The sequence below is a fragment of the Halovivax sp. genome (assembly GCA_007119345.1).
Classification (GTDB): Archaea; Halobacteriota; Halobacteria; order Halobacteriales; family Natrialbaceae; genus Halovivax.
Map to the genome: position 1 here is coordinate 1 of SKPV01000278.1, position 16915 is coordinate 16915.

The 16915-nt window shown below is 69.5% G+C and carries 16 protein-coding genes and 1 pseudogene; 13 read left to right on the top strand and 4 right to left on the bottom strand.

Annotation, left to right across the window (positions count from 1 at the left end; all coding sequences use genetic code 11):
- The 4 genes from QZT59_RS18485 to QZT59_RS18500 form a co-directional block, all read left to right on the top strand.
- On the top strand, positions 1–332 hold a 332-nt coding region (locus tag QZT59_RS18485), incomplete at its 5' end, for an MBL fold metallo-hydrolase RNA specificity domain-containing protein (protein ID WP_290819352.1).
- 1 nt (position 333) lies between these two features.
- Positions 334–1386, top strand: a complete 1053-nt coding sequence (gene idsA3 / locus QZT59_RS18490) for a geranylfarnesyl diphosphate synthase (protein WP_290819353.1) — start codon at positions 334–336, stop codon at positions 1384–1386.
- A gap of 91 nt (positions 1387–1477) precedes the next feature.
- Positions 1478–3247: a glutamate--tRNA ligase gene (locus QZT59_RS18495; protein ID WP_290819354.1), complete on the top strand. Its 1770-nt coding sequence runs from the start codon at positions 1478–1480 to the stop codon at positions 3245–3247.
- Positions 3248–3393: 146 nt separating this feature from the next.
- On the top strand, positions 3394–4581 hold the full coding sequence (locus tag QZT59_RS18500) for a redox-regulated ATPase YchF (RefSeq protein WP_290819355.1): 1188 nt from the start codon (positions 3394–3396) through the stop codon (positions 4579–4581).
- Positions 4582–4620: 39 nt separating this feature from the next.
- Here the strand turns inward: QZT59_RS18500 and QZT59_RS18505 are convergent, their stop codons facing one another.
- Positions 4621–4785 carry a hypothetical protein gene (locus QZT59_RS18505; protein WP_290819356.1) on the bottom strand — a complete coding sequence of 55 codons (165 nt, stop codon included), beginning with the start codon at positions 4783–4785 and terminating at the stop codon, positions 4621–4623.
- 145 nt (positions 4786–4930) lie between these two features.
- Positions 4931–5416 carry a DUF456 domain-containing protein gene (locus QZT59_RS18510; protein ID WP_290819357.1) on the bottom strand — a complete coding sequence of 162 codons (486 nt, stop codon included), beginning with the start codon at positions 5414–5416 and terminating at the stop codon, positions 4931–4933.
- Positions 5417–5555: 139 nt separating this feature from the next.
- Between QZT59_RS18510 and QZT59_RS18515 the strand changes: the two genes are divergently transcribed.
- Positions 5556–6293, top strand: coding sequence for an SDR family NAD(P)-dependent oxidoreductase (locus QZT59_RS18515; RefSeq protein WP_290819358.1), 738 nt, complete (start codon positions 5556–5558; stop codon positions 6291–6293).
- A gap of 31 nt (positions 6294–6324) precedes the next feature.
- Here the strand turns inward: QZT59_RS18515 and tmcA are convergent, their stop codons facing one another.
- Complete coding sequence (gene tmcA, locus QZT59_RS18520) at positions 6325–8610, bottom strand: tRNA(Met) cytidine acetyltransferase TmcA (protein WP_290819359.1); 2286 nt, start codon at positions 8608–8610, stop codon at positions 6325–6327.
- Positions 8611–9152: 542 nt separating this feature from the next.
- On the opposite strand from tmcA, the gene rpl7ae reads away from it, so the two are divergent.
- From rpl7ae to QZT59_RS18560, 8 genes and pseudogenes are all read left to right on the top strand, one after another.
- Entirely contained in the window at positions 9153–9515 is a 363-nt protein-coding gene (gene rpl7ae / locus QZT59_RS18525; protein ID WP_290819360.1) for a 50S ribosomal protein L7Ae, read from the top strand.
- 11 nt (positions 9516–9526) lie between these two features.
- Positions 9527–9751, top strand: coding sequence for a 30S ribosomal protein S28e (locus QZT59_RS18530; protein ID WP_290819361.1), 225 nt, complete (start codon positions 9527–9529; stop codon positions 9749–9751).
- Positions 9751–10137, top strand: a pseudogene (locus tag QZT59_RS18535) (50S ribosomal protein L24e); the annotation flags it as partial. The gene QZT59_RS18530 and the pseudogene QZT59_RS18535, both read left to right, overlap by 1 nt.
- A 203-nt stretch (positions 10138–10340) precedes the next feature.
- The gene (ndk, locus tag QZT59_RS18540; RefSeq protein ID WP_290819362.1) at positions 10341–10805 is read left to right on the top strand and encodes a nucleoside-diphosphate kinase; all 465 of its coding nucleotides are present in this window, start codon (positions 10341–10343) and stop codon (positions 10803–10805) included.
- A gap of 379 nt (positions 10806–11184) precedes the next feature.
- Complete coding sequence (locus QZT59_RS18545) at positions 11185–11562, top strand: hypothetical protein (protein ID WP_290819363.1); 378 nt, start codon at positions 11185–11187, stop codon at positions 11560–11562.
- Between the two features lie 205 nt (positions 11563–11767).
- Positions 11768–12370 (top strand): superoxide dismutase, encoded by a 603-nt coding sequence (gene sod, locus QZT59_RS18550; RefSeq protein ID WP_290819364.1) that lies wholly within the window; start codon positions 11768–11770, stop codon positions 12368–12370.
- A gap of 307 nt (positions 12371–12677) precedes the next feature.
- Complete coding sequence (locus QZT59_RS18555; protein WP_290819365.1) at positions 12678–15680, top strand: FAD-binding and (Fe-S)-binding domain-containing protein; 3003 nt, start codon at positions 12678–12680, stop codon at positions 15678–15680.
- Positions 15681–15816: 136 nt separating this feature from the next.
- Positions 15817–16083, top strand: coding sequence for a DUF5827 family protein (locus tag QZT59_RS18560; protein ID WP_290819366.1), 267 nt, complete (start codon positions 15817–15819; stop codon positions 16081–16083).
- Positions 16084–16109: 26 nt separating this feature from the next.
- On the opposite strand, the gene QZT59_RS18565 is transcribed toward QZT59_RS18560, so the two are convergent.
- A complete protein-coding gene (locus QZT59_RS18565) occupies positions 16110–16688 on the bottom strand; it encodes an MBL fold metallo-hydrolase (RefSeq protein WP_290819367.1) in 579 nt (192 codons plus the stop codon).
- Positions 16689–16915: the final 227 nt, after the last annotated feature.

Here is a 16915-nt window from a genome sequence, read left to right on the forward strand (position 1 = left end):
AGACGCCCTACGAGCTCGACGACGGCGACAAGGTCGTCTTCTCCGCGCGCGTCATTCCGGAGCCGACCAACGAGGGCCAGCGCTACCAGGCCGAGAAGCTACTCGGCATGCAGGGCGCGCGCGTTTACGACGACATCCACGTCTCCGGCCACCTGAACCAGGAGGGCCACTACGAGATGCTCGATGCCCTCCAGCCCCAGCACGTCATCCCCGCCCACCAGGACCTGAAGGGGCTGTCGGGGTACGTGTCCCTCTGTGAGAGCGAGGGGTACAAGATGGGCCGCGACGTCCACGTCTCGCGCAACGGCAACCTCATCCAGCTCGTGGAGTGAGATGACGTCCCGAGAGGCACGCGAAGAGGCGGTGTTGGGGGCGGTCGGCGAGCGTCGGGAGCGCGTCAATGCGGCGATTCCCGACGAATTGCCGATTCGACGTCCGGAACGGCTGTACGAGGCCTCGCGCTACCTGCTCGACGCCGGCGGCAAGCGGCTGCGGCCGACGGTGTTGCTGGTGACGGCGGAGGCGCTCGCGGACGTGGCGCCGCTGTCGACGGACTACCGGGCGTTCCCGGCGCTCGACGACGAGCCGCCGGTCGACGTGTTGTCGGCCGCGGTCAGCGTCGAGGTGATCCAGTCGTTCACGCTGATCCACGACGACATCATGGACGACGACGACCTCCGGCGCGGGGTACCGGCGGTCCACCGCGAGTACGACCTCGAGACGGCAATCCTCGCCGGCGACACGCTCTACTCGAAGGCGTTCGAGATCATGCTCGGTACGGGCGCGACGACCGAACGGACCGTCCGCGCGCTGGACGTCCTCGCGAACACCTGCACGCAGATCTGCGAGGGACAGTCACTGGACGTGAGCTTCGAAGACCGCAAGGAGGTTACCACGGACGAGTACCTCGAGATGGTCGAGCAGAAGACGGCCGTGCTGTACGCCGCCTCGGCCGCGCTACCGGCGGTGCTGTTGGGCGCGGACGACGAGACGGTCGAGGCCCTCTACGGCTACGGACTCGACGTCGGCCGGGGCTTCCAGATCCACGACGACGTCCTCGACCTGACGGTCCCGAGCGAGACGCTCGGCAAGCAGCGCGGCAGCGACCTCGTCGAGAACAAGCAGACGCTGATCACCGTCCACGCTCGCGAGCAGGGCGTCGACGTCGGGTCGCTCGTCGACACCGAACACGTCGACGACGTGACCGAGGCCGAGATCGACGAGGCCGTCGGCGTCCTCGAGGAGGCCGGCAGCATCGAGTACGCCCGGGACACCGCCAGCGAACTCGTCGAAGACGGCAAGCAGCGCCTCGACGCCCTTCCCGACAACGAGGCGCGCGACCTCCTGATGCAGCTCGCGGACTACCTGGTCGAACGGGGTTACTGAGCCGCCGTCGGTGGCGGCCCTTGGAGGACGACCCGTGGCCCGCGGTCCAAGATCGCGGAAGTTTTGACCGGGCCGGGCGAATCTCCGATCGATGGACGACGAGCTACGCGAGCGCGTCGAGCGGGAGGCCGAAAAGCACGCGCTCCTCAACGCGGTCAAACACGAGGGCGAGGCGGACGTCGGGGCGATCATGGGTCCCCTGATGGGCGAGAACCCGGAGTTCCGACCCCACGGCGGTGACATCCCAAGCGTGATCGGGGGCGTGATCGGCGAGGTGAACGAGCGGTCCCACGAAGAGCGCCGCGAGCGCCTGACCGAGCTGGCGCCCGAGGCGCTCGCCGAGCTCGAAGCCGAAGACGAGGGCGAGGAGCATCCGCTGCCGGACCTGCCCAACGCCGACGATCACGAGGAGATCCGGATGCGCTGTGCGCCCAATCCCAACGGCCCGTGGCACGTCGGTCACGCCCGGATGCCGGCGGTGATCGGCACCTACAAGGAGCGCTACGACGGCTGGTTCTGCGTCCGCTTCGACGACACCGACCCGGAGACGAAGCGGCCGGACCTCGACGCCTACGACCAGATTCTCCACGCCGTCGAGTACCTCGGCTTCGAGCCCGACGCGGTCTACCGGGCCAGCGACCGCGTGGAGACCTACTACGACCACGCCTGCGAGCTGATCGAGCTGGGCGGCGCCTACACCTGCTCCTGTCCGGGCGAGGAGTTCAGCGACATGAAGAATTCGGGCGAACCCTGCCCGCACCGCGACGCCGACCCCGAGTCCGTCCGCGCGGAGTTCGAGCGGATGGTCCGGGGCGGCTACGACAGCGGCGAGATGGTGCTGCGGGTCAAGACCGACATCGAGCACAAGAACCCCGCGCTGCGCGACTGGGTCGCGTTCCGGATGGTCGACACCCCACATCCCCGCGAGGAGGCCAGCGAGTACCGCTGCTGGCCGATGCTCGACTTCCAGTCCGGGATCGACGATCACCTGGTCGGGGTCACCCACATCATCCGCGGCATCGACCTCCAGGACTCCGCGAAGCGCCAGCGGTTCGTCTACGACTACTTCGACTGGGAGTACCCCGAGGTGATCCACTGGGGTCACGTCCAGATCGACGCCTACGACGTGCCGATGAGCACCTCCTCGATCAAGGAGCTGATCGACGCGGGCGAGCTCGACGGCTGGGACGATCCCCGGGCGCCGACGCTGGCGAGTCTCGAGCGCCGGGGCATCCGCGGCGAGGCGATCCGGGAGGCGATGGTCGAACTCGGCACCTCCACGTCGAACGTCGACCTCGCGATGAGCTCGATCTACGCCGCGAACCGCGAACTGGTCGACGACGAGACCGACCGCCGGTTCCTCGTGCGCGAGGGCGTCGAGGTCGGCCTCGCCGGCTCGCCGCCCGAGGTGGCGAATCCGCCGCTGCACCCCGACCACGAGGATCGCGGCGTCCGGGAGATCCCCGTCGGCGAGAGCGTCCTCCTCGAGACCGACGACCTCCCGGGACGCGAGGAGCGCGTCTGGCTGAAGGGACTCGGCTGTTTCCGGTACACCCGTGATGCGCTCCAGTACACCGGGGAAACGATCGACGTCGTCCGCGAGGGCAATGTCGACGTGATCCACTGGGTGCCGACGGCAGCGAGCGTCCCCGTCCGAATGCGGACGCCGGAGGGGGACGTCGAGGGTCGCGCCGAGCCCGAGGTCGGCGACCTGGAGCCCGACGAGCTGGTGCAGTTCGAGCGCGTGGGCTTCGCCCGAATCGATAGCGTGGCGCGACGCGCCACGGAAGAATCGAGCGGACGAAGTCCGCGAGATCGACACGAGGACGAGGAGACGGTCGTCTACTACGCCCACCCCTGAGCGGCGCCGGCGGATCCTGCCGGGTCGTTCCTGGTGAAACCGCGTGCACACGGCCGCGATGCGCGATCCTCTCGATCCTTGCGACCACGGCTCACGGCCGCTCGCGGGTAGAAACCCGTTTAGGCATCCGGTTGATTTACCCGTCAATGAGTTACCGGATCGGTCTGGTCGGCAAGCCCTCCGTGGGCAAGTCGACGTTCTTCAACGCGGCGACCATGAACGACGTCCCGGAGGGTGCCTACCCGTTCACGACCATCGACCCGAGCATCGGCGAGGCCTACGTCCGCACGAGGTGTGCCGCCCCCGAGTTCGAGGAGACGTGCGAGCCCTCGACGGGCGTCTGCGAGGACGGCACCCGGTTCGTCCCCGTCAAACTCGTGGACGTCGCGGGGCTGGTTCCCGGCGCCCACGAAGGGCGCGGGCTCGGCAACCAGTTTCTCACGGACCTGAACGAGACCGACGTCCTCGTCCACGTCGTCGACTTCTCCGGGACGACGGATCCGGAGGGCGAACCGACCGAGGGCCACGACCCCCGTCGGGACATCGACTTCCTGGAAGACGAGCTCGACGCGTGGTACCTCGACATCCTCGAGAAGGGCGTCCGCCGGTACGAGGACCAGTACCTGTCGGACGTCGATCCCGAGGACGTCCTCGGCGAGCAGCTCTCGGCGTTCGCCATTTCCCCGGCCGAGATCAAACAGGTGATCCTCTCGCTCGACCTTTCGGTCGCGCCGCTCGAGTGGGACGCCGACGAGCGGAAGGCGCTCGCCCGCGAGATACGCACGCGAACGAAGCCGATGGTCGTCGCGGCGAACAAGATGGACACCGCCGCTGCCCGGGAAAACTGGGAGGCGATCACGACCGACCCCGAGTACGCCCACCTGGAGTTCGTCCCCGTTTCGGCCCACGCCGAGAAGGCTCTGAAGAACGCGACGGATCAGGGTGCGGTCGAGTACACGCCCGGCGATGCGGGGTTCACCGTCACGGCCGAGCTCCCCGCGGAGCAGGAAGCCGGTCTGGATCGGATCCACGAGTTCCTCGACGAATTCGACGGCACCGGCGTCCAGCGCGCACTCGAGGCCGCCGTCTTCGACGTCCTCGGACTGAAGGCGGTCTTCCCCGGTTCTGCCTCCGGGACGTGGTCGAAGGGCCCGTTCCGCGACTGTTTCCTCCTTCGGCCGGACGCGACGGCCGAGGACTTCGCCTACCACCTCCACTCCGACATCGGCGACGGCTTCCTCCACGCGATCGACTGTCGCGAGGACCGGCAGGTGGGTGCGGCCACCGTCCTCGATCACCGCGACGTCGTCGAGGTCGTCTCGACGAACCAGTGAACGGGCCCAGCGGCGACCCCGAACGCGGCGGTTCGCGTCTCACCCGAGCAGATCCTCGCCGTCCTCCGTGCGGGGATCGGCCACCACGCCGTCCTGCCGGCCGAGTACCCGCCCGTGGGCGGCACACACGTGCCGGTTCTCGTCCCACGGGATGTGGAGCTCCACGACGGCGGCGCGGTCGCAGTCCTCCTCGCTACACTCCATGCCGGGGCGTTGCACGCGGGACGGTTCAGCCTTTGCGGTCGGGGTGAACGGTTCGGGCCGGATCGAGGGAACGGTCCGCGTCGGATCGGTCAGAATTGTCCGCGTCGGATCGGACGGGACGGTCCGCCTCGGATCCGACGCTCGCTCAGAGGACGAAGACGGCGAGCAGGAATCCGAGCAACATCGCGCTCGTGAGCGCGACCTGCAGCGCCGTCGACGCGAGGACGCCGAGCGTCGCGTACGCGGCCGCCCTCGCGCTCCGATCGAGCCGACCGCCGTCGACGAGCTCGAGGGCGAACACCGTTCCGAACAGGCCCGCGACCAGTCCCAGCGGGCCGGCCGCGAACGTCAGGACGATCCCGACGACGAGCGCGATTCCCGTGGTGCGCCAGGACGCCCCGCCCGCGCGGCTCGCGAGGGCGCCGGCGGCGAACTCGACGACGACCGTCGTACCCCCGAGCAGCGTGAGAACGATCAGCGCGAGGAGTCCGGGTTCGGCGAAATCGGCGTGCCACCAGTAGAGGTAGACGCCCGACAGCGAGAGGAGCCCGCCCGGGACGAGCGGAACCAGCGTCCCGAGGACGCCGGCCACCAACAACCCGATCGCGACGACGGTGAGGACGTCGACCACGGATCGATCGACGGCGCGCACCGCCTTAGCGATGGCGTCCCGCGAACGGTGGTCGGGTGCGGGGCCAGCCGATTCTCGACGGCGGCAGGGTCTCGCTCCGACCGTCCCGATTATGTCCCCTCGCTCGAATGTGCGGGTCATGACCCGAGGAGCGATCGTCGTCGGCGCGTCGTCCGGGATCGGCGAGGCGCTGGTCCGGGAGCTGGCCGACCGAGGCTACGAGGTCGGACTGGCGGCCCGGCGGACCGAGCGGATGCGCGAGATCGGCGCGGAGCTGCCGACGAAGTCCTACGTCGCGACGATGGACGTCGCCGACGTCGAGGACGCTCGCGAGGGATTCGTCGAACTCGCGGACGCCATGCCCGGGGTGGACGTCGTCGTCCTCTGTGCCGGGACGGCCCACGTCAACTACGGGCTCGAGTGGGAACCCGAGCGGGAGACGATCGACGTCAACGTCCGGGGCTTCGTCGCGCTGGCGACGGCGGCGATGAGCTACTTCGAGGAGCGCGATGACGCCAGCGCCGCTCGCGACGGCCACCTGGTCGGCATCTCGTCGGTCGCCGGCCACGTCGGCGTCGGCGGCTTGCAGGCCTACAGCGCCTCCAAGGCGTTCGTCTCGAACTATCTCGAGGCGCTCAAAGCGCGTCAGCGCGGTGCCGACGCCGACGTGGCGATCACGACCGTCGAACCCGGCTACGTCGACACGGAGCTCTCGATGGGCGGTTTCTGGCAGAGCTCTCCGGAGACCGCGGCCGCCCAGATCGCCCGCGCGATAGCGGCGGAGCGAGGTCACGTCTACGTGACCCGCCGCTGGCGGCTGGTCGCCTGGGCGCTGGATCTCCTCCCGAACGCCGTCGTGCGTCGGCTCGTGGCTTGAGCGACTTCGGGACCGCCGACGCGTCTCCCCGTCACCCCTCCGCGAACCGGTCGCGCACCGCGCGGGCCGCCTCGTCGCCGTAGCGATCGACCAGCGCCACCAGGGCGTCCCCGAACGAGCGCATGCACTGGCCCGGGGAGTGGTAGCCGAGTTCGTCGGCGACCGCGGGCCAGGGCTGGGCCTGGAGCGCGCGACGGACGAGCAGCCGCTCTTCCCGGGCCGTCAGCCCGACGTCCGCGGGACCGTCCAGGAAGTACCGGACGATCGGCGGCCGGAACGGGCCGGGGTCGACGTCGAACAGCCCCGGCCCGTACGCGGCGCCCGCGACGAGGCGCCACTCGTGGTCGGTGAGGTCGAGCGCTGGCGCCACGGGGTCCTCCACCGAATCGTCCGCCGCAACCGTGCGGAGCAGCGCCCGGGCGACGTCCGGGTCTACGTCCGACAGCGCGTCGCCCGCGACGGCGGGGATCCGCCGGGCGAACCACCGGGCGTGCCGATCGCGGAGCGCGCTTCCGGCCTCGCTCGTCGGCGACAGGACGATCGCGGAGTATTCGCCGCTGCGGTCGTTGCGCGTCGTCGAGGCGTGGACGGCACCGTACCCGTTCTCGCGCCAGAACTCGAGCAGTTCCGGGGTCGCGCCGAAGCCCGAGCCGAGCCAGTCGACGGCGGGCGCGAACTCCTCGCGGATCCGCTCGAGGAGGTGCGAGCCGAGCCCCCTGGAGCGCACGGCGTGGTGGGTGGCGATGCGAACGATCCGGTAGCCGACCGGCTTCCCGGCGGCCTCGTCCCGGAGTTGACTCGTCAGCACGTCGGGAATCATGTTTCCCCGAATACGCCCGCCCTCGTACATCTCGGCGCGGGTCTCGGCGTCGAGGCCGCCCTCGCGCGCGAGAAGCGCGACGCTCGCGACGTGCCCGTCGTGGAGCAGGGCTCGCGCTTCGAGGTTGGGCGCGTCGAGCAGGCGCGCGAGGTCGTCCGGCTCCGTCCGGTAATGGGCGAGTACGAGCAACCCGAACGCCTCCCGGAGGCGGTGCTCGTCCGCGCGGAGCTCGTCCGGGTCGAGCGCCCGATACGCGACGGTCTCCGGCCTCGCGTCCTCGATCAGGGGCTCCGCGGGCGGCCGCGCGTCGAGGAGGAGCGCCCGGAAGGCCCAGGTTTCGATCGGGTCGCCCGCGGCGTAGCGGATCGGCTCGGCCATCGCGTACGCGGTGACGTCGTGGTCGGCCTCCGCCAGTCGGTCCCTGAACCGGACGGAGAAGCCTCGACCCGCGCCCTCGTAGCCGTGGACCGTCGTGGCGTAGGCGACGCGGTCGGTCGCGAGGGTCGCCTCGAGCAGCGAGACGGGGAGCGAGGCCGCCTCGTCGACGATCGCGACGTCCGGATCGCCGATCCAGTCGTCGACGTCCGCCGCCGGCTCGAAGCGGACGCGACCGCCCGAGCGCGCTCGAAGCACGTCTTCGACGGACGCCTCGTCGTCGAGCGCCTCGAGCGCGTCGAGCAGCTCGCGCGCTCTGGCGAACGCCTCGGCGGCGTTGTCGAACGCGGCCGCCGTGACGACGACGTCGCGCCCGGCCGCGGCGAGCGACCCGGCGGCGAGTCCGGCCGCGCTCGACTTGCCCCGTCCGCGGTCGGCCTCCAGAACGACCGCCCTCGGTTCCGAGCCGGTGGCGGCGAGGGCTTCGAACGCCCTGAGCGCCCCGAGTTGATCGCGCGTCAGGCAGGCTTCGCGGGCCGCCGGCGGGAAGACGCCGTCCCCCGGCGACTCCGACGGGCGATCGGAACGCTCGAGCCGGGGCGCCGGGTGGGCGAGGCCGTTCCGGACGACTCGCCCCTCGTCCACGTCGAGGATGGCGATCCCCGGGTGGGTGCGGAGCGTCTCGACCAGTCGATCGCGGAACCGGCCGGTCACGGCGTCGATCTCGTACGGCGGCGCGGCGAGGCGCTCGTCGAAGGCGTCCCGGCGTTTCGGCCACTCGTCGAGCGGCGGCGTCAGCAGGATCAGGAGACCGCCGCCGTCGACGGTCCCGACGATGCTCCCGAGCGCGTTCGGCCGGAACTCGTCGTGGGCGTCGAGGATCACGACCTTCCGGGTGGTCCCGAGGAGTCGATCGGCGTTCGGCTGCGGGACCCGTTCGCACCGCAATCGATCCTCGGGACCGACGAGCGTCGTTCCGGTGATCGGTGCGTCCAGGGCGTCGAGGACCTCCTCGAGAATCGGGTACGCGCGCTCCCGATCGCCCGCGAGAACCAGCAGTCGCCGTTCGTCGACCGCGCGCGCCTCTTCCCGGAGCGTCTGGGCGACCGCGACCGGATCCATGGTCGGCCGTTCGAACGGCATCGCGGTAACTCCTGCGCTCCGGCATCGGTTCCTCCGTTTGCGGTCCCGCGATCGGCCGTTCTGGACGCCGTTTCGCCCGTTCTGAACGCGGTCAGCCGTTCTGGACGCGGTCGGCCGTTGTCGAAGCTGCTCGTCCGATCTTGATGCGGTTTCGCCCGTCTCGGTTCCGATTTCGCCCGTCTCGGTGCCGGTTTCGCCGGTTTCGGACTCGGCGCCGGGGCGGTGTTCCGGCCCGGACGGCGGATCAGCCCGGCGTCGAGCGTCACGCCGACCCGTCGAGACGGCGAACGGTTCCGTTCGCGAAAACCGTCCGAAACCCGGATGTGCGTACCCGTCGCACCCGGCGACCGTTTGGACACGCTTTTATGGGGGGCAGGGCAAGTCGTGAGTACACCCTACGCGGGGTTGATGATGCTCCTAGCCGCACAGGATCTCCGCCGACCCGTCGCGGTCGGCACGGGACGTTCGGGTCCCGGACGGCAGGGGAGCGCGAGCCCGCGCGTGGGAGAGGTGAACGATCAATGTCAGTCTACGTCACAATCGACGTCCCGGCCGACCTCCAAGAGGACGCCCTCGAGGCCCTCGAGGTCGCTCGAGACACCGGTCGCGTAAAGAAAGGAACGAACGAAACCACCAAGGCGATCGAGCGCGGTAACGCCGACCTCGTCTACGTCGCCGAGGACGTGAGCCCCGAGGAAATCGTCATGCACATCCCGGAGCTCGCCGACGAGAAGGGCATCCCCGTCGTCTTCGTCGAGACCCAGGACGACGTCGGCCACGCGGCCGGCCTCGAGGTCGGCTCGGCGGCGGCGGCCGTCGTCGACGCGGGGGAGGCCTCCGGCGACGTCGAGGACATCGCCGGCAAGATCGAGGACCTCGCCTGAGGTGAGACGAGATGAGCGCTGAAGAGGGAGTGGGCGGCTCGACGCCCGCAGAAGTCATCGAGATCGTCGGCAAGACCGGCATGCACGGCGAGGCCATGCAGGTCAAGTGCCGGATCAAGGAGGGCGAGAATCAGGGTCGAATCATCACGCGCAACTGCCTCGGGCCGGTCCGCGAGGGGGACGTCCTCCAGCTCCGCGAGACCGCGCGCGAGGCCGATTCGATCGGAGGCCAATAATGGTCGAGAAACGCACCTGCGACTACACCGGCGAGGAGATCGAGCCCGGGACGGGCATCATGTACGTCCGCAACGACGGCACCGTGCTCCACTTCGTCGACTCGAAGGCGGAGAAGAACTACTTCCTCGGCCGCGAGCCCCGCGACCTCGAGTGGACCGAGGAGGGTCGCCGCGGCAAGGGCCCGGCCCAGGCGGAGACGCCCGCCGCGGAGGCGGCCGACCCGGAGGAGCAGGTCGCCGACGAGCCGGACGAGGACCTGGAAGCCGAGACGGACGTCGCCGACGAGGCGTCGGACGAGGAACCGGCCACGACGGACCGCGTCGAGGCGGAGACCGAACCGCAGGACGAGGTCCACGAGGACGCCGAGACCGAACCCGAGTCGGCGGACGGTGACGAGGCCGCGTCGACGGGCGCGGACGACGGCACCGGCGACGAGGAGGACGCGCCGGCCGACGACGTCGAGGCGTCCGACGAGGACGAAACGCCCGCCGAAGCCGATGAGGGCGCGGAGGCCGCGACCGACGACGCCGAAGCCGACGAGAACGCGGAGGCCGCGACCGACGACGGCGAGGCCGCGGAGGAGCAAGCATGAGCGAGCACGAGCGCACCTTCGTGATGGTCAAACCCGACGCCTTCGCGCGCGGGCTGGTCGGCGAGGTCATCTCCCGACTCGAAGCCCGCGGTCTGAAGCTCGTCGGGATCAAGGTGGTCAACATGCCCCGCGAGCGCGCCGAAGAGCACTACGCAGAGCACGAGGACAAGCCGTTCTACGACGATCTCGTCGGCTTCATCACGTCCGGTCCCGTCGTCCCGATGGTCTGGGAGGGTCAGGACGCGACGCGACAGGTTCGACAGATGATCGGCGCGACCGACCCGCTCGAGGCCGCCCCGGGCACGATTCGGGGCGACTACGCGCTCGACCTGGGTCGAAACGTCGTTCACGCCGCCGACCACGAGGACGAGGGCGCGAACGAGCGCGAAATCGCGATCCACTTCGACGAGGACGAGCTGGTCGAGTACGACCAGCACGACGCCGGGTGGCTCTACGAGTAACCGTTCGACGTCGGTACGCTGGGGAGCCGTTTTGGGCCGGTTCGTCCCACGGCGAGTGCAACTTTCGTTCTGTTCCGCCCACAGGCGCTCCTCGTGACGCTGACCGCGACCGGCTGCCGACTCGCACGGCACCGACCGTCGACCGATCGTCCGTTCGAACGTCGCCGACCCGGAACGGCAGCCGACCCGTCCATCCGAGCGCCGTCGACCGATCGCCCGTCCGAGCGCCGTCGACCCCCTTGTCAAGCCGGTCGCAGGCCCCGATAGCCGATCGGCATGCCGCCCGCAGGACTCCGGAGGAGACGTAACAACTAATGCGGAAGCCCCTGAAGACTTCATCGGTGGTTTGTGATGGTAACATCCGATAGGTGGTACGTCGATGCCTGATCCGGAAGGCGCCAGCGCGAGAGTTTCGTCGGCGGAGGCGCCGTCGCTCGACCTGATCTTCGAGGTACTCTCGGTCAGAGAGCGGCGGTACGCGCTGTACTACTTGCGCGACCGTCCCGACGGCGTGGCGACGGTCGAGGAGGTCGTTGATCACGTGCTGGCGCTCGAGGTCGATCGGGTAGATGAGTCCGACGGAAACGGCGAATTCGGTCGTCGTCGGTCGCTGTCGACGACGTTCCGGCACGCCCACCTGCCCAAACTGGTTGCGGTCGGGGCGCTCGAGTACGACGGGCGAAGCGAGACGGTCAGATACCGGCGACAACCGTCGCTGGACGAGTGGCTGGAACACGCCCGCTACAAGGAACGGTAACCGATTTTCGGGCCCGCAGACGGCTCCCGCGGGGGTCGTACGGGTCGCCGCCGGAGAAACCGTTAACACGCCGTCCGTAGAGTGTTCGGACGGAGGAGTGAGTCGCCGCCGACCGCTCGGCGGACGCGGCATTTTGTGCCGTGTTATCGTTTCACTCCTCAATAGTTAACTGCCGAGCGAACGAACTCGACTCAGGGTGTCCACCATGACCGATCACGAACTTCCACCACTTCCGTACGACTACGACGCGCTCGAACCGGCGATCTCCGAACAGGTCGTCACCTGGCATCACGACACGCACCATCAGGGCTACGTCAACGGCCTCAACTCGGCCGAAGAGACGTTGGCGGAGAACCGCGAATCCGGCGACTTCGGCGGCTCGCCCGGGGCGATGAAGAACGTCACCCACAACGGCTGTGGCCACTACCTGCACACGCTGTTCTGGGAGAACATGTCGCCCAACGGCGGCGGCGAACCGGAGGGCGAGCTCGCCGACCGGATCGAGCAGGACTTCGGCTCTTACGAGGCCTGGAAGGGCGAATTCCAGGCCGCCGCGGGTGCCGCGGGCGGCTGGGCGCTGCTCGTCTACGACCCGGTCGCGAAGCAACTGCGCAACCTGGTCGTCGACAAGCACGACCTGCACGCGCTGTGGGGCGCCCACCCGATCCTGGCGCTCGACGTCTGGGAGCACTCCTACTACCACGACTACGGGCCCGATCGCGGCGACTTCGTCGAGAACTTCTTCGACGTCGTCAACTGGGACTCGGTCGCCGAAGAGTACCAGAAGTGCATCGACCACTTCGAGTAGGATAGCGACCCACCGAACCCGAATTTTTCGAGCGTCGAACGGTCAGCAACGGGTACGGACGCCGGCTCACGACCGAAGGGGAACCGACCGTTCCCGCCGTCCAGTCCCACGGTCCGCAGTCCAGCCCCACGGTCCGCCGTCCAGCCCGACGGCCCGCCGACCGACGAAACCGTCCGACCGACGAAACCGTCCGACCGACGGGACCGCCTGACCGACGGGACCGCCCGATCGACGGGACCGCCCGATCGACGGGACCGCCCGACCGAAGAGCGGGTGGACTTTTCACCCTGGCCGATGGGTGTGAGTCATGGCCGCCGACGAACCGGGCGGTTCCGGGGCCGGACCGCCGGACGCCCAGGACCCTGGGCACGCGGTCGCGGAGCATCGTCCGCTGGCGAGGGACCTCGCGCAGACGTGCCGCGGCGACGTCCGCTTCGACGAGTACTGTCGCGTCCTGTACGCGACGGACGGGAGCATCTACGGGGCCGAACCCGCCGGCGTCGTCTTTCCCCGCGACGTCTCGGACGTCCGTGCAGCCGTGCGAGTCGCCGCCGATCACGACGTTCCGATTCTGCCGCGCGGAGCCGGATCGTCCCTCGCCGGGCAGGCCGTCGGTCCCGGCTGCGTCGTCCTCGACCTGTCGCGTCACGTAGACGAGATCCTCGAGATCGACCCCGACGAGCGACGGGCGCGGGTCCAGCCCGGCGTCGTCCAGGACGACCTCGACGACGCGCTCGCCCCCCACGGCCTCAAGTTCGCGCCCGATCCGGCCTCTTCGAACCGGGCGACGATCGGCGGCGGCATCGGGAACAACTCGACGGGCGCCCACTCGGTCAGGTACGGAATCACCGACGCCTACGTCGAGGAGTGCGAGGTCGTCCTCGCCGACGGGTCGGTGATCCGCACCCGCGACGTCGTCCTCGACGGACCGGAGTGGGAGCGGATCGTCTCGAAAGCCGATCGCGAAGCCGAGCTGTACCGGACCGTCCGGGCGCTTGTCGAGGACAACGCCGAGGAGATCGACGCGCGCTATCCGACGCTGAAGCGCTGCGTGAGCGGCTACAACCTCCAGAAGGTGATCCGAACCGACGGCTCGGGTGACCGGGTGATCAACCTCTCCAAACTCCTCGTCGGCGCCGAGGGGACGCTGGGCGTCGTCACGGAGGCGACGCTGACGCTGGTGACCCGGCCGGAGGAGGCGGCCCTGCTCGTCGCCTGCTACGACGACCTCCTCGACGCGATGGGCGCGGTTCCGGAGGCCCTCGCCGGCGATGCGAGCGCCGTCGAACTGATGGACGAGACGGTGTTCGAACTCGCGGCCGACTCCCCCGAGTACGCCGAGTACGCGGCGGCCATCCCCGACGGCACCGCCGCGGCGTTGCTGGTCGAGTTCGACTCGGAGGTTCACGACGACCTCGCCGGGGCCGTCGGGGCGGCGCGGGATCGACTCGTCGCATCCGGCCGCGCCTTCGAGGCCGTCGCGGCGTTCGCGGACGCGGACCAGGAACGACTCTGGAAGCTCCGCAAGGCGGCCATCCCGCTGTTGATGGGTCTGGAGGGCGACCCGAAGCCGTACCCGTTCGTCGAGGACGCGTCGGTGCCCCCCGAGGAACTCGCCGACTACGTCGCCGGGTTCCGCGAGATCCTCGAGGCCCACGGGACGGAGGCCGCCTACTTCGCCCACGCGGGCGTCGGGACGCTGCACATCAGGCCGATCCTGAACCTCAAGAGAGCGGACGGCGTCGAAACGATGCGCTCGATCGCGGAGGACGTCACGGACCTCGTGCTCGAACACGGCGGGGCGTTCTCGGGCGAGCACGGCGACGGCCTGGCCCGGACCGAGTTCAATCCCAAACTCTACGGCCCGCGACTGTGGGACGCGTTCCGGGAACTCAAGACGGCGTTCGACCCCGACTGGCGGATGAACCCCGGGAAGGTCGTCTATCGCGAGGCCGACGGCTCGGACCAGGACGGCCGCTCGATCCCGGGGGCGGACATGCGAGCGGACCTCCGGTACGGTCCCGATTACTACTCGCTCGAGCCGCGCACGACGCTGGATTTCGAGCCGGACGGGGGTTTCTCGCACCTCGTCGAACTCTGTAACGGCTGTGGGACCTGTCGGCAGCGGGGGAGCGACGTCATGTGCCCGACTTACCGCGCTACCGCTGAAGAGGTCGCGACGACCCGCGGCCGGGCCAACCTGTTGCGGGCGGCGATCGCCGGCGACCTCGAGCCCGACGAGCTGTACGCCGATCGGTTCCAGCGCGAGGTGCTCGATCTCTGTATCGGCTGCAAGGGGTGCCAGAGCGACTGTCCCACCGGCGTCGACCTCGCGAAGCTCAAGGCCGAGGTGAAACACCAGTACCACGACCGAGCGGGCGTCTCGCTTCGGGAGCGACTGTTCGCGAACGTCGATCGTCTCGCGGCGCTGGGGAGCGCGACCGCGCCCGCGGCGAACCGAGCGACGGCGCTGCCCGGGGCGAGGTCGCTGCTCGAGCGGACGGTGTGGATCGCTCGAAATCGGACGCTCCCCCCGTTCGCGGGCGAGTCGCTGGTGGACCGGACGTCCGGGCGGGAGCCGCGGGTTCGTTCCGCGACGCCGGTCGACCGGGTCGTCCTCTATCCCGACACGTTCACGAACTACTGCCATCCGGACGTGGGCGAGGCGGCGATCGACGTGCTGGAAGCGGCGGGCCTCGCCGTCCGCGTTCCGGACCTGGGACCGACCGGCCGGGCCGCATACTCCCAGGGGATGCTCGACCGTGCGACGGAGCGCAAGCGCGCACTCCTCGACGAACTCGCCGCGGATCTCGACGCCGGCCGGTCCGTCCTCTTCCTCGAACCCTCGGACGCGTCGATGGTCGTCGACGAGTACGCCTCGCTGCCGTCCCACCCGGGGGAAGGCGAGCTCGCCCGGGCGGCCTTCGGCGTCTGCGAGTACCTCGACCGACACCGCCTCGACGACGGACTCGTCGTCGATCCGCCCGACGTGCGCCTGACCTACCACGGTCACTGCCACGAGAAAGCTCGCGGCGCCGACCACCACGCCGTCGGCGTCCTTCGCCGTGCGGGCTACGCCGTCGACCCGCTCGATTCGGGCTGTTGCGGGATGGCGGGAAGCTTCGGGTACGAGGCCGAACACCACGAACTCTCGCTGGCGATCGGGCGGTTACTCCGCGACGAGATCGAGGCGAGCGACGGGGCGGTCACCGTCGCGCCCGGCGCGTCCTGTCGAACGCAGGTCGGCGACCTGCTGGCCGAGGGTCGACCGCTGCACCCGATCGAGGCGCTCGCGAACGCGCTGGTGTGAAATCCGGTCCGGTCGGATCGGTCTACAGTATCGTTCGGTCCGGTCGGATCGGTCTACAGTACCGAGACCGGTCCGCGGAGTCGCCTCCGTCGCGGGATCGGTGGGATAGTAAGGCCCGGGGACCGTACTGTCCGCCATGCCGATTCCGAAATCCGAGTTCGACCAGCTTCACCCCTGTGACTTCTACACGCCGGAGGAACTGCTCGAGGCCGATCGCATGTACACGGTCTACGAGATCGCGCGCCTCCTGCAAGGGCTGGAGCCGGAGGCCGAACTCGATCGCGAGACCGAGGACATCCTGCTCGACTGGGCGATCCCCTGGATCATGAACAACGCCGACTATCTGGTCGTCGCGGAGCCCCGGTCGGAGGACGAACCGGGCTACTACGGCCGCGAGTCCTGACCGTCCTCGTCTCGCGGGCGATCCCCTCAGAACTGTCGGGCCATCCGCCCGGCGAGTTCGACGTGATCGTAGGGCTCGTTCGTCACGCTGGGTCCGTGGCCGACGTGTAGCGCCGAGAGCGACGGCTCGATTCGATCCAGGACCCGGTCGATGCTCCGGACGAGCGTCTCGCGATCGCCCTCCGGGAGGTCCGTTCGTCCGAAGCCCCCGTTCTGGAAGACGAGATCGCCGGCGAAGAGAATCTCGGGTTCGTCCGCGTAGAAGCAGAGGTGATCGTCCTTGTGACCCGGCGTGTGGAGGGCGACGTACTCGTGGTCGCCGAGGCGGACCCGCTCTTCGTCGGCGATCGACCGATCGACACCGTCGAACGAGCGGTCGTAGCCCCAGACGTCGACGTCGAACGCGTCGGTCACGGCGGGCAGGTTCCCGACGTGGTCGGGGTGCGTGTGCGTGAGGACGACCGCGTCCAGCCGGTCGACCCGGTCGCGAAGGCCGGAGACGACGTCGAAATTGGCGCCGGTGTCGACGAGTACGGTCCGTTCGCCGCCGACGAGGAACGCGTTGCTCGTGAACGCGGTCGTTCCCTGCGCGAGGTTGCTGATCATGCCGTCGGATAGGATGGTGGGGCTATTGGGCGTATCGTCGCGGCGGGGGCGGCGACCTCCGGGACCGCCGAGCGAGGCTCCGCGGGTGGTACGACCGCGACGTCCGCTCGGATTCCGGTAGCCAGGCGAGATTCCGTGGCGAGGTGCGACCGCGAGATCCGCTCGGATGTCGGTCGCCGAGCGAAACTCCGTGCCGGGATTCGGTGGGACGGCCGGTTCGAACGCCT

What these genes read in the sequence shown, in the direction of transcription:
- QZT59_RS18565 (WP_290819367.1), bottom strand. Translation starts at nt 16,688, where the DNA reads ATGATCAGCAACCTCGCGCAGGGAACGACCGCGTTCACGAGCAACGCG.
- QZT59_RS18515 (WP_290819358.1), top strand. Translation starts at nt 5,556, where the DNA reads ATGACCCGAGGAGCGATCGTCGTCGGCGCGTCGTCCGGGATCGGCGAG.
- ndk (WP_290819362.1), top strand. Translation starts at nt 10,341, where the DNA reads ATGAGCGAGCACGAGCGCACCTTCGTGATGGTCAAACCCGACGCCTTC.
- QZT59_RS18555 (WP_290819365.1), top strand. Translation starts at nt 12,678, where the DNA reads ATGGCCGCCGACGAACCGGGCGGTTCCGGGGCCGGACCGCCGGACGCC.
- QZT59_RS18495 (WP_290819354.1), top strand. Translation starts at nt 1,478, where the DNA reads ATGGACGACGAGCTACGCGAGCGCGTCGAGCGGGAGGCCGAAAAGCAC.
- QZT59_RS18505 (WP_290819356.1), bottom strand. Translation starts at nt 4,785, where the DNA reads ATGGAGTGTAGCGAGGAGGACTGCGACCGCGCCGCCGTCGTGGAGCTC.
- rpl7ae (WP_290819360.1), top strand. Translation starts at nt 9,153, where the DNA reads ATGTCAGTCTACGTCACAATCGACGTCCCGGCCGACCTCCAAGAGGAC.
- idsA3 (WP_290819353.1), top strand. Translation starts at nt 334, where the DNA reads ATGACGTCCCGAGAGGCACGCGAAGAGGCGGTGTTGGGGGCGGTCGGC.
- QZT59_RS18560 (WP_290819366.1), top strand. Translation starts at nt 15,817, where the DNA reads ATGCCGATTCCGAAATCCGAGTTCGACCAGCTTCACCCCTGTGACTTC.
- QZT59_RS18500 (WP_290819355.1), top strand. Translation starts at nt 3,394, where the DNA reads ATGAGTTACCGGATCGGTCTGGTCGGCAAGCCCTCCGTGGGCAAGTCG.
- QZT59_RS18545 (WP_290819363.1), top strand. Translation starts at nt 11,185, where the DNA reads ATGCCTGATCCGGAAGGCGCCAGCGCGAGAGTTTCGTCGGCGGAGGCG.
- tmcA (WP_290819359.1), bottom strand. Translation starts at nt 8,610, where the DNA reads ATGGATCCGGTCGCGGTCGCCCAGACGCTCCGGGAAGAGGCGCGCGCG.
- QZT59_RS18530 (WP_290819361.1), top strand. Translation starts at nt 9,527, where the DNA reads ATGAGCGCTGAAGAGGGAGTGGGCGGCTCGACGCCCGCAGAAGTCATC.
- sod (WP_290819364.1), top strand. Translation starts at nt 11,768, where the DNA reads ATGACCGATCACGAACTTCCACCACTTCCGTACGACTACGACGCGCTC.